General features: G+C 44.9%; 9 protein-coding genes. All 9 read right to left on the reverse strand.

The genetic code is table 11. The features are described 5' to 3' along the window. Window positions 1–340: 340 nt before the first annotated feature. Window positions 341–2,323 carry a calcineurin-like phosphoesterase C-terminal domain-containing protein gene (locus M8998_RS01540; protein WP_249990229.1) on the reverse strand — a complete coding sequence of 661 codons (1,983 nt, stop codon included), beginning with the start codon at window positions 2,321–2,323 and terminating at the stop codon, window positions 341–343. Window positions 2,324–2,502: 179 nt separating this feature from the next. After that, on the reverse strand, window positions 2,503–4,050 hold the full coding sequence (locus M8998_RS01545; protein ID WP_249990231.1) for a DUF5689 domain-containing protein: 1,548 nt from the start codon (window positions 4,048–4,050) through the stop codon (window positions 2,503–2,505). 31 nt (window positions 4,051–4,081) lie between these two features. Next, the gene (locus tag M8998_RS01550) at window positions 4,082–5,536 is read right to left on the reverse strand and encodes a SusD/RagB family nutrient-binding outer membrane lipoprotein (RefSeq protein WP_249990233.1); all 1,455 of its coding nucleotides are present in this window, start codon (window positions 5,534–5,536) and stop codon (window positions 4,082–4,084) included. A gap of 13 nt (window positions 5,537–5,549) precedes the next feature. Continuing rightward, window positions 5,550–8,987 (reverse strand): SusC/RagA family TonB-linked outer membrane protein, encoded by a 3,438-nt coding sequence (locus M8998_RS01555; protein ID WP_249990234.1) that lies wholly within the window; start codon window positions 8,985–8,987, stop codon window positions 5,550–5,552. A gap of 151 nt (window positions 8,988–9,138) precedes the next feature. Further along, entirely contained in the window at window positions 9,139–10,095 is a 957-nt protein-coding gene (locus M8998_RS01560; protein ID WP_249990235.1) for a FecR family protein, read from the reverse strand. A gap of 70 nt (window positions 10,096–10,165) precedes the next feature. Continuing rightward, window positions 10,166–10,759, reverse strand: a complete 594-nt coding sequence (locus M8998_RS01565) for an RNA polymerase sigma factor (RefSeq protein ID WP_249990236.1) — start codon at window positions 10,757–10,759, stop codon at window positions 10,166–10,168. 432 nt (window positions 10,760–11,191) lie between these two features. Continuing rightward, window positions 11,192–11,911, reverse strand: a complete 720-nt coding sequence (locus M8998_RS01570) for a response regulator transcription factor (RefSeq protein WP_249990237.1) — start codon at window positions 11,909–11,911, stop codon at window positions 11,192–11,194. Next, window positions 11,904–12,707: a sensor histidine kinase gene (locus tag M8998_RS01575; RefSeq protein ID WP_249990238.1), complete on the reverse strand. Its 804-nt coding sequence runs from the start codon at window positions 12,705–12,707 to the stop codon at window positions 11,904–11,906. The genes M8998_RS01570 and M8998_RS01575 overlap by 8 nt, the downstream gene beginning before the upstream one ends. Next, window positions 12,668–13,159: a hypothetical protein gene (locus M8998_RS01580; protein ID WP_249990239.1), complete on the reverse strand. Its 492-nt coding sequence runs from the start codon at window positions 13,157–13,159 to the stop codon at window positions 12,668–12,670. The genes M8998_RS01575 and M8998_RS01580 overlap by 40 nt, the downstream gene beginning before the upstream one ends. Between the last annotated feature and the right edge of the window lie 83 nt (window positions 13,160–13,242).

Below are 13,242 nucleotides of genomic sequence, written 5' to 3' on the forward strand. Positions count from 1 at the left end.
ATTTTACAAGATCATATAACCCCCACATAACCTGTAATGGTAAGGCTTCACTGTTTTTTTAAGAAATTTATATTGTAATCTTCCCTAAAAACAGCTATAGTTATTTGTGTAGATTTATAATAGCTTGTATTCATTCCTCCTTTCAAGCTTTCGATCGTGATTCATGAATGTTTTGTTGAAATTCCAGCGAAGAGGGTACAAATAGATTAAAGTTCTTTTTGCATGCTAATTCAAACTATAACCTCTTCTAAAATTAATCACCGTTTATCAAACCCAATTATGAAAAATGTAGAAATGACAGAAGCTATTGGCGCGTAACCCGCAGCTTCCTGTCATTCGGCTATCGCATCGAATAGGTAAATGTTTTTGGCCGTTCCATGGATTCGCTATATGTGTTGCCAAACCGATCGGTGACCTTGATTTGCAAAGTGGTATTCGCTGCTGAAGTCTTTACTTTAAACATGTGTGAGGTATTTGCCGCATCGAAGGTCGGTGTTGCATTCACATTGAGGCGACGCATAGCATAAGAAATAATCTGAAGGGGATCATACGAAGAAACCCGTTGTACGGCTAGAGATCTGCCATTCTCCGTGACCGACACGGTCCACTTGGGATCGTAACCCCACACATTGATCAATACCTCATTGTTTTTATTGGCATTGGCAAAGTTGGCGGCATATTGGGGTACCAAGGCACGAAATGTGGCATTGGCGGCTGGCGCATGTGTGGCTGCCGTAATTTGCACTTCATTCAGGTCATACGAGCGGAATTGGTATTCGGGCGCATAGCCGATGGACTTGTATTTCCAGGCGATATCGCTACCGTTCATCTCCCATATGCCATACCCACCCGGACTACCATCAGGCGCAATGTGATTGTCGGAATAGCCCGGCCGGCCGGTCCACCACCAAGTTCCCGACAGCGCGGCGATGTTATGCTCCATCAATTTATCATTGCGTAGTACGCGGTAGTTTACATGCGTATGGCCAGTAAGAACGTGCACTTCATCGTACCGATCGAGCAAGGAAATGAGCTGCTGCGCATTGCTGGTGCGGAAGTTGGGCGTGTTGCCCTGCTCCGTAGGAGCATGGTGCAATTGGATGTGTGTCGAGAGAACAATAGGTGTGGTGGTGGATACCGATGCAAGATCTTTAGCGAGCCACTCCAATTGGTTTTCCGTGATTTTGGCGTTGTAATTTCGGCTTCCAACCGTGCCGAATGTGCCTCCATCATTGATGTACTCGATATTATCGAGTACGACATAATGTACCTTCCCGAGATTGAATGAGTAGTAGGTTGGGCCGAGAATTCTCCGGTAGGCGTTTTCGGCCATCCAATCGTTAGAAAAATAAGGATCATTATCGTGGTTGCCGATCGTATTGAATACAGGAGCCTGTAGGTTGCTCATCTGCTGGACATACTCAGGAAGCATAAAACTATTGCTGTACCAGTAAGTTTCCCAAGTCTGATCACCTAAAGTCAAAGCATAGACCTGTTTTCCTTCCGATTTCAGGCGAGCGATCTGCTGATTGACATCTGACATAAAACCACTTTGAAATTGACTCAAATCGCTGTTTCTGTTCGCAAGATGCATATCGGCCAGTGCCAAGATCACATGATTTTCATTGTTCATGGCTTTTAATTCAAAGTCGCGGGTGTCGATTATTTCGGGATTAGACATTACAAATTGATAGAATTTTGGAGCCTGATTTACCGTTTCGGTTACTTCGTGGTTTGCGGGAATCGAAATGAAAACATATCCAGTCCGCTTGGTTGAGCTAAGGTAGTATACGCCCTGTGCGTCAGTGACAGTTACGTCGTACCCATCAGAAACCACCACATTAGCAAGCCCTTGCCCAGCAATATGGACGATGCCCTTAATATTTTTCCCATCTTGGTTTGGAATGTCTGCACGAAGCACATAGTTGAACTGCGCGCTACCTATGGGATAGGGTGTGTTGCCGCGCAGGACGCTTAAGCGGTAATTGATTGGTTTTAAGTCGGTGGGGAAGGTGACCCGGCCATCTAAAATAGCCACCGTTACACTTTGTTGCCCTTGTTCTACGGGCTCCAATTGCAAGATGTCTCCCTGCTGGTAGCCTGTGCCCGGAAGGGATATCGCTTTGCCACGCTCAATATCCCATACTGCCGCAATCGAGGCCTTAAAATCAATGCCATTAGGGTTTTCTTCTGTCGATATCTCCTCATTAATCGGCTCGAGCTTGTTCTTGCTACAGGAGTTGGCCAATAGCGTCAGTAGAACAAGAAGGCTCAAGACCCGGCTGAATGTGCGGTAGTTCGCGGGAAAGTTTGGTTTATTCATGTGCGTTGTTATCGTATTATGATTGTATCTAAAAACGATGCATGCTCAAAAAAAAACGTCAGCGCGAGGAGGTTAAGACAGAGCGATCTATATTGGTATAGTTTAAGATCGCTTCGTTGTCATTCTTCCGCCTCGCGATGACGATGATAATGGACTAGTTAGACACGCTCCATTTTATTTTAATCCACTTGTTGGGTCACGCCTGTTCCGGTAGATAGTACACTGGCAGGTGCCTGTTTGCTTAGCGGCTGTGGGTAATAGCTTCTCGCTACCTCCCAAGTACGGGTGGTGGCATTGAATACACCGCCGAGCTTGATGAAGAAACCAACATTAGCCGGTACAAAGTGTGGAACGCGATATTGATTGCTGCCCATAGAGAAGAATGGCTGTGGCGCCAAAGTCTCGGGATGAAAACGATTGTAATGATCATTGTTCGGGATTCGGTATCCAAGATTTGCGACCGAGTCAATGACGGTGGCCGTACCTAAGCCTCCAAACATCACTACATCTAGTGGTACCGAAGCTTCGTTGATATTGGTGCCTACAAATAGCGCCATACCACTTGCATTACCGCTATTCGCCAAGATGTTTGCATTGGCATCCCCCAATCCATCACCCCCAGAAGAAGTGTACGGAATAGCCCGCACCCAATTTAACTCAGCTAATGTTGTGGAGTTTGCACCACTAATGCGTTTTTGATGTCCACCGACATAAAAGAATTCCCCTTTCTTGACCGATCCTTCTGTCAAATTGAATTTTAGGGTACGCGCACCACCGGTAGACCATCCTGCGCCCGGTGCGGCACCGGCATTGGGTTGGTTTGCTCCGGCATTGTTGGTCGTGACCACCGCAAAAGGAATTTCAGCAAAGTTGATATCGGCATTGGCCATCAATTGAATATACTCATAGTTGCCATCACCACCTTCTGGATCTGGGCAGTACCCTGTAAAGATCAATGGCATATCACCAAGGTCTCCCGGAATGACCGGATCAGAAGTATCTTCGATATGTGCTTCTGAAAATGGCCATACCGCCATCAATCCATCTGCATCGCCTAACAATATACCTTTTACATTCAGATTGCGTGGTACAGGCAGTGTGGCATAGTTTGCCGTAGGCAATGTTCGGATTACAAGAGTATCCGCGCCGTTGATTATTTTCTTTGCGCCCACGAAGCTGTCTCCTCCCACTGGGGTAGGAACTACTTCTGCGCCACCGATCTGCACAAATGTGCCTTCGTATTCATGCGGACGTTGGTTGATCGCCGATGCAGATACTTGTCTGATCGCTACGGTCGGCACATGGGCGACTACTTCAAGGTCGCCTGTGCGTAGTCCGTCTAGGTACAAGAATGTTTCGCGGCGTAGCGTCTTGCCACTGATGTTAATGCGTAGGGAGTCGCCAATGCGGTAATCTGTGACACCGTCGCCGACCTTTAGCGCGATGCCGTGCAATTTATTGCCTCGTTGCAGCTGTTGTACAATTAGCATGCCTTCGGGAACATTGCCCGATTGTACATCCGATATCACCACACCGGTGGTCCATTGTGCTTCATTCACAGATTCAACAGTAACCTCCACGTCATTGCCTTTATGAACGGCGCGGAGATCTTGGATGGTGATATAGGGGCTAAGTGTCCCCAATATATGATCCCTGTTTTCGCAGGCGGTAAATACCGTGATCAATCCCAGTGCGATGAATAGAATGCTATAGCTTAACTTTTTCATTTTCTAAGTTGGATTATTAGTGCGTATTCGATTAGGGTTTCTGCCACCATACCGGTGTATTGATATTATCCGGCCCTTGCGCGGCTACTGCTTGTTGGTAATTTGCTCGGTTGGCATTTTGCACGTATACCGGGTAATTGAGTCGTACGGGCATTTTTCCCCCGTTAAGATGTCCCGATCCAATTGGGAGCACGGGGTGACCCGTACGGCGGTATTCAAACCAAGATTGCATATCTGTAAAGAACAGTGCATAGTATTTTTGCAAATGGATAAGCTCCATTTTCTGAAACTCATCGAAACTATCATCCCAGCTAGTCAGCTCGGTGGATAGGTAGAACGAGGGTACTTGGTGTCCCCATAGTTGGATTCCGGCTATAGTACCGCGCTCGTAGTATTCTCGGGCTGAGCCAGTGGAAATGTATCCTTTAATAGCTGCTTCTGCTAAGATGAACTGTAGTTCGCCGTAATTCAAGATGTTGCCCAACAAGGGATGGGACATTAGGCCAGTGCTTAACGCAGACCCTTGTACCGGAGGCTGGCCGATCGGGTATCCACTTGGTACGCCAAAATAATCTCCATTGGCGAGTGATGCCCAAGTTACGATGCGTGGATCACTGCGCTCATTGAGTTTGTCGATAAAGAAGCTGGCTGATCTTGGGCCATACCAATCGGCATTTCGCCAAGTAGCGAAAGGGGATACGTAGGGTGATATACCCGTCCACATTAAGATAGCAGAGTCATCATTACTTTGCATAATAGGGTATCGGATGGGATCGTCTTCGACGATTTTTTTGATGATAGCAGCAGTATTGAGTTCTGTTTTATGCGCTAGGCGCAGCGCCAATCGTAGGTACAGGGAATTTCCAAAAAGGCGCCATTTGTACATGTGCCCATTAAAAACGGGATCTGCATCTGCATTTATTCTTTTTTCAAAACTTAGACCATTCAGCAAGGTATTGGCCTCTTCCAGCTTCTCAAAGAGCGATACATAGATCGCTTCCTGCCTGTCGAATGCGGGTTGTACGTAGTTTGAATCACGGCCTAACAACGCTTGGGAATAGGGGATGTCGCCATAGATATCCGTCAGGATGGAAAATAGCCATACTTCTGAAATCTGCGCTATCGCTTTGTATTCCGGTTGATTGAGCTCATCTGCATACTCATAGATATCACGAAAGTTGCGCAGTTGCACATAGAGGTTATTCCACATATGATCTGCTTCGTTGGTGCGGATATCGTACCTAAATATGCGTCCGTCCCCGTCACCCATATTCACTGTCACCTGCATTAGCTCGTTGGTGATACGCTGGCTACGGCTCATGTTGGCACTCACCGATTTCGTTAAAGCAGGAGCGAGAAGGTTCTCGGGTTGCACTCGCGGGCTCGTATTTGGATTGGTGTTGATTTCTTGAAAATCGGTGTTGCACGAGGTAAAGATAGCCGAGCAAACGACTCCTAGAAATAGTATTGTTTTAAGATTTTTCATTGTTAGGATGATATTAAAGGCCAATAACTAGGTTGACGCCAAAAGTTCGCGTGGTCGGGAATTGCCCAAGCTCAAAGCCACGGGTGATGTCGCCATTGCCAAGGGTACCAAACTCAGGATCGAAGGCCGGCCAGCTTGACCAGATAAAGAGATCGCGTCCGAATGCGCCTATCGTGGCACGCTGTAATCCTAGCTTGGCTAGTGTCGCGGGCTTCAAACTGTAATCGATGCGGAATTCTCTGAATTTTAGGAAGTCGGTCGAATAACTTGTTCCCTCGACATTGTCGCGGCCTAGGTGTGCATTATAATAATCCCATACATTGGTGGCAATCACATCGTTTGGTCTGTGGCTACCATCTGCATTTTCGATAACACCGTTGCCGATAATCCCGTTGTAACGTCCCGGTAGCGTATTGGTTGTTTTACCCTGCTCACTATTGACAGCGGCGGTTAACGAATAGCCAACTGCACCAAACTGTGCATCGAACAAAAATCCAACACGGAATTGCTTATAACGAAATTCGTTGTACAGACCTAAGCGAAAAGCAGGGTTGGCTTGGCCGATGTATTGTACCGAATCGGTTAATTGAGGAATACCATTTTCATAGATGATCTGTCCATCCGGTGCACGTTGATAACCGCGACCCCACAACTCATCCATACGACCACCCACGCGAGCCACCATCATACCGCGACTTCCGGGTCCGTTTTGTAAGATCATTTCTTGTTGGTTGTCCGTGAGTTCCAAAACCTTATTCTTATTGGTACTAAAGGTGGGACTGATGGTCCAGATGAGGCCATCTTTCTTTTGAATTGGGATAATGGACGCTTCTAATTCAAATCCACTGTTACGAATACCTCCCGCATTAATCAATACGTTATTCGCGCCGGAGGCGCGGTCGATTACAGCTACCAAATGCTGATTGGTGGTTGTTGCGGTATAGTAGGTCGCATTCAACGTAAACCTATTTCTGAACAAGTTAAGGTCTGTTCCGAGCTCATAGCTGACGGTCTTAAGCGGCTGCAACTGTAGATTAGGAAGCGAGGTAGGGTTTGATCTTCCTCCCGGAAAGGTAGGGTCTACATTATAGGTGTATGAGGTACGATAGGGGACCATCGAGCCGCTACCGACTTCGGCGATAGATCCGCGGAACTTTACCATGGAGAACTGCGCAGGCAAATTGACCATGTCGGAAAGTACGTAACTCAAATTGACAGACGGGTAGCTAAAAGGTTTGCCTTTGTTGGTGGGCGAAGCTAAGGCACTGTTCCAGTCGGTACGAAACGATAGATCGGCAAATAAGTAATCGCGGAATGCCACCGTACCAAATGCATACACACTGTTGAGTACGAGTTCACTGCGAAATGGTGTGCTTACGATGATACCTGCAGGGTTACCCATGTTGAAGATGCCCGGATAAGCGAGTGAATCGGCAGAATTGCGCTCTAGCGCATTTTCATTGCGTAGTGAGCTACCGCCACCGGTGATTCTTATTTTCAAGTCATCGTTAATATCCTTCTTATACGTCAGCATCAATTCGGAATTGGTCTCCGTATTGTTGATGGCTTGGGTACGAAACATTCCTTTTTTGAATTTTTCGGTGTCGTATGGTCGCTGTTGGCTGCGTCTTTCGGCGTTTAAGTCCATGGTGGTACGCACCAAAACATCCCATTCGTCCGAGAACTTATACGTAGCTTCAATATTACCGGTGAGGCCATGTCGCTTGTTCTTGTTGAGCATTTCATAGGCGATCAGATAAGGGTTGTCGACCAGACTGCTGTACGGGTAGTTTTGCACGAGACCTTCCGATCCATGTCTCCAATAATCTTCCAACCAGCTTAGCTGCGCATTGGGTTGCCAAAATGCATTCCAATACATAAACGATTGGTTATTGTATCCCGATGTTGGCAGGTTGTCACTACGGTTCTGTCGGTAATTGATGCGGGTCTGGATACGTAGTTTATCTGTGACCTGATGGGCTGCAGTTAATGATACGTTGTTTCGTTCGTACCCAGTATTTGGGATGATCCATTTATTCCGTAGATCCGTAAAAGAGAAACGTACTTGCGTACGTGCATTTCCTCCATCCAAGCTAATGGAATTGGTGAATGTAGTTCCTGTTTCGAAAAACTTTTTACGCTCACCGGGGAATGCTTCCCAAAGGGTGCGTTGTGTGGCGCGGGTTTGTGTGACAGGGTCATATTGGAAATAGGATTGACCATCAAATTTTGGTCCCCAAGCAGAGCTTGTGCTGCGGGTACTTGGCCCATCTATCCCGTCGTTAAAGGAATAATAGCGAACGCCCTCAGTCCCTTGTCCATATTCATACTGGTAATCCGGCCACCGGGATACGGATTCGATCACCGCATTGGAAGATACCGTGACACCGATACCTTTGTTGATTTGTCCGGATTTTGTGGTGATGACAATTGCGCCATTAGCACCACGCTGTCCATAGAGAGCCGTTGCATTGGCACCTTTTAGCACCGTAAGGGACGCAATGTCTTCGGGATTGATATCGTTGATCCCTGTTCCAAAATCCACGGGTGAGTCGCCTCCCAAATAGGCGCCATGACCTTGGCCTACCTGGTTGCCGCTACTGTTGTTAATAACTACGCCGTCTACAATGATCAACGCTTGGTTGTCGCCTGTTAAGTTGTTTTCGCCGCGGAGGATAATTTTGTTAGATCCCGCAGGTCCTGCTCCCGAGCGCACGAGATTAACACCAGCAACGCGTCCTGACAGCGCTTCTGTCCAATTGTTAGGCATGGTTTCGGTGATTTTATCTCCTTTTAGTTCGGTAGCGGCATAGCCTAGCGACTTTTGCTGGCGTGAGATGCCTAGCGCGGTCACAACCACCTCAGCTACTTCATCCATCGCTGGCACTAATTGAAAACTTAAAGTCATGGTTTCACCCTCCTGTACGAGAACCTGGTTTTTGCTCGTCGTTTCAAACGAAATGTAGCTCGCGGTGACGGTGTAAGAGCCCGGGCGTACCGAAAACGTAAATCGACCATCGTTGTTAGTGTTGGTAGTTCTGTTCAGCTCCGTTATTCGCACTGTTGCTGAAGGCAAAGGCTCCCCGTTCTCATCCAATACAACACCCGTAAGCACACCCGGTCGTTGTGCTTTTTTCAGGATGATGGTGCCATTGTCTTTTTCTTCGAAGACCACAGTTGTACCGGCAAATAGGTTTTGAAGTACGTGTTCGATGGAAGTCGTTTTGAAGGATTTATTGGCCACCGTTTTGGACGAAAGTTCCAAGAGCCTGTCATCAAATGCAATATCCAGATTTTGCTCTTTTTCGAGCTTCTTGATGGCTGCATAGAGCGTCATATCGGCTGCTGTAAAATTAATTTTTCGTTGATGGATTTGACCCATCAGCGGGCCGGCCAATAGGAGTTGGCCTACGGTTGTCCCTAATAGGCAGAGCATAATTGTCGCACGCATAATAATTCGTATGAACAATAGATTTATATTCATTATTTTTATAGTCTTAGTAATTCAAAAAAGCTAAGTGGCCGGGTATTGGGTCTCAAGCAAGGCCGGGCCAATGTATGTTGCGGACGGCGCCTGTGGGTGCCGCACGCAATAGTTTGGTTTAGTATAGAATTAGTTCATCGCCGACCCTCCTGTATTTTAATCGATGTATACTGCATATTTTTTCCATATTTTCGCTGAGTGGACGATTCGCATAGAGTGTCAGATCATACGAATACGCCTGATTTGTATTTACTGGTTTCTTGACAACTACTCCGTGCATATTTTTGATCACTTGCGCCATTTCTTCAAAACTGGCCTGTGCCAGCACCACTTTTCCTTCTCGCCAAGAACCTTTGTTTGAGTCTTCGTAAAGGGCATACGTACCCTTTTCTTTCACAAAAACGAGAGATTGTCCATGGGATAGTTTTTCTAGAGGAACACCATTCTTTTCCACCATCACAGCACCGCGATCCACGCTCACATTGATCGTCTGTAATCCTGCATAGCCATTTATGTTAAAGGCTGTTCCAAGTACTTTCACTTTCAGGTCATCCAGCTCCACGATAAATGGTTTGGAAGGCTGGTGTGCGACGTCGAAGAAGGCTTCTCCCGATAAGCGTACGATACGGTTACTGTCACCGTAGTTGGCCAAAACCTGTATAGTGGAATTGGCATTCAGCCAAACCTGTGTGCTATCGGGCAGTACCAACATCTTACGTTCTTTGGTTCCGGTGCTGCTTTGAAATTTGGGTAGGGTAGCTTGCTGTATGCTGCTGCGAAAGGTTAGGATGTCCTGATTAATCGTGATTCCTAATACGAGCAGTACCGCGGCAGCGCTGATCATCGGAAGCAGGTAGCGTTGTTTGAATGTGCGTTTCGGTAGAGGTGGGCCGATCTGTATGCCAGACCAGATCTGCGAGCGGATATGTGCTTTTTGTATGCTATTTACTAATGGATCTTGCTCCTCATTTTTTGAGAAGGAAGCGTACCAAGTCTCGATGAGTTGTCGTTCGGCTTCCGAAGCTTGGCCAGATTGGTGCTTATCGAGCAGTTCTTTGAGTTTTCTTAATTCCACTTGATGTTGTTTTCACCCCTATAGTGCAGCGAAAGCGGAATAAGTACCTCAAGAAATCGTTAAGTTGGTATTAAATATTTGTTAAAGCCAAGATAGAGGCATACAGACTGGTTGAAACCTCGGGATGCTTCTTGATTAAGATATCTTTGAGTTGTTTCAAGGCTATGGTGGTATTGTTTTTAACCGTTTGAGTCGAGAGCCCAAGGGCTTCTGCTATCTCGGCTATGGTGAAGTTTTGCATGCGCAAGAGCATAATATCCCGCATATTCTTGGGGAAATGATGAATTGCTTGCTGCACAGTATGTTGAATTTCTTTCGCTGTAATGGCATCGAGCACGCCTTCTTCAAAAACAGTCATCTGTCGCAGCAGGTGATTCACTGTTTCTTGATGGAGGTTACTTTTGGTGTAATGTCGGATTACTTTATTCTTGAGCGCACCAGCTAGGTATGCTTTGATGGAAACCTGTATCGTCACGGTTTCGCGATTCTGCCAGAAGGATGTGAAAATTTCTTGCACAAGATCTTGTGCATCATCATGATTTTTGAGGCGAAAGTATGCTTCCCGGTAAAGATATTCCCAGTGCGTGTTGAAAAAATGGGCAAAGGCTTCTTCATTCCCCGCCCGAATGGCTTGCATAAGTTGATTTTCGGGTAAAGTCTCCATATTTTACGTTGGCCGTTGGATAGACAAAGATAAAAAGCCTATATTAACTTAATGTTATACTAGCGTAATAGAGAAACAGAGCGCTTCTACTTGTATATTTCTCTTATTTATATACGTTGAAATTTTCTCTGAGGTTACGTCTCTGATCCGGGTTGAATCATATGCTAATCTAGTATTCGGTTCGCTATATTGGTAAGTGTGACCTACTCAAAGAAAACAAGACTTTTTAAAAGTAGAAATTTCGGGGTTGAATCATCAACTTTAAATAGGAATAAAGAAGATAGAAAAATTGCGTAGGTACAGATTTCTACTTGCTTTTATCGCGTCCATCAATTCGCTCCCACGTAGATCCCCTGTTGTCGTCGCTTTAATACGAGGTAGGGAAATAATGCGATTTATTTAATGGTTAAAAAATCACAATCTCTTCCTTTATTAGCGCTTATACTGTCGTGATGGAATCCATTTAAGATCAGGAACAAATATTTCGTTGGCCAATGCATATATGACTAAACCCACCGTGTTTTTCAATCCCGTTTTATCCAGTATTCGTTGTCGATGACTTTCAATGGTACGTTTGCTCAGAAACAGCTGATCCGCAATCTCCTGATTCGTAAATTCTTGACAGATCAGTACGACGATTTCGATTTCTCGTTTTGTCAGGAGACTGGCTGGCTGCAAGGATACGTGCTTTTTTTGTGGATTGGATAAATACGAACGGAGCAAATGATATTCTGACGGAGAGAAGTATATTCCTGTCGTATAAACGGTTTCCAATGCTTTTTCCAGTTCTTTCAGTTCGATGACCTTTGGCAAAAATCCGGATACACCAATCTTGATCATGTGTCCGATCAAATTAGCCTTATAATGTGAGGAAAGTATGAGTATCTTAACTAAAGGAAAACGAGGTATCAATTCTTCTACCAATTGCAGACCAGATATTGGTTTCATCTCTATATCTAAAAGAAGGATGTCTGGAAGTTTTTCCGGAGACATTTTGCTAAGATCATTAACCACTTCGTCTGATTTTATGTTTTTATAGACGGTGCTACAGGTAGAAATTCCTTCGATCAATAGCGTCAATCCTTCTACAAAGAGAGACTCATCGTCTACTATACCTATTTTAATTTCCTTTTGTTGGTATGTCTTAGTCATTGGTGTTTCCGTTTTTCATTTCGTTAGAAAATAGTAATATTAAACGTGTACCCTTATCATGGCTGGATTTAATTTTTCCGAGTCCACCGATTGATTTAGTTCTGGAAAGCATATTATGGAGACCCATGCCAGCTCTTGCTGTGGTGTCAAATCCGATTCCGTCATCATTTAATAGAAATGATAATCCTTTTGGGCTATTTCTGACGTGTATCTCAAGGTGAGAGGCAGCTGCATGCTTTATCGAATTGCTGATGAACTCTTGTATGATCCGGTATATCTGTACCTCAAATGTAACGGAACGTTTTTTATAGGAATGGTACATATATAGGGTAATCGTATACACTTCAGCGCACTGCGCCATTAACTCCTCAATAGTAAGTATAAGGCCGAAATGCTCTAAATTAGCAGGGTATAGACGATGTGCTAAAATTCGGGTCGACTCTATGATTTTGCTGGTGTTTTGATATAGTTTTTCTAATTGATCATCAGCGTGTGTATCCTGCATATTGTGAATGACTAGCAACAACATCTGGAGCTGATTTCCTATATCATCATGTAGGTTTTTTGCAATACTTTTACGTTCGGCTTCTTGGGTTTTTATAGCAATTCTCTTCGATAATTTTTCGAATTGCAATTCTTGATTATGACGTAGTTCCTGCTGTTGTTGTATTCTTTTCAGGTACTTTGAGTAGATCAGCGTAGCAAATGTTGCGACAGAAATGGCCAACAACAACAAAAGAACGACCTGATGGACATCTAATAGGATTTGCGCAAGCTGTAAAAATGGTAGATGCATGTGGCGTACAATATGGTAGATAGTAAGTTATTTATACCCCATAGCAAAGCGGCATTTTCAATATGGATATTTGGTAGTTGTTCCATAATCAGAAAAAGAATAGTCGATACGAAATAATAGAGCAGTAACGCATAGTGAACCGTCAACGTACCGTGTTTATCAAACCGCAGGTTAATACCACGGACCAAATTGAGCCCGATAAAGGAAACGATAACGATGTGTGACAGCGGCTTCATCCATTTGGTCCAATATATAGGATGCCATAAGAAATCGATTACGGATATGGTGAGCATGAAGAGGAATAGTACGATAGATACGTATAACATCCTGCTCCAATTATGGTGAATGCGCGCAAGAAAATTGGTCAGTAAGAGCAGTTCAAAGGAAATGAAAAGATTAAATAAAAATAAGGTACTATCTACCTTATAAACATATATCAGCAGTTTGGACATGATTTCTGCTATGCATAAAAAAAGTAGGTAGTACCTCAGACTTCTCGTGGTTAACGGGAAGCCACTATGGAGCTTGAAACTCG

The sequence above is a fragment of the Sphingobacterium sp. lm-10 genome (assembly GCF_023554555.1).
GTDB lineage: Bacteria > Bacteroidota > Bacteroidia > Sphingobacteriales > Sphingobacteriaceae > Sphingobacterium.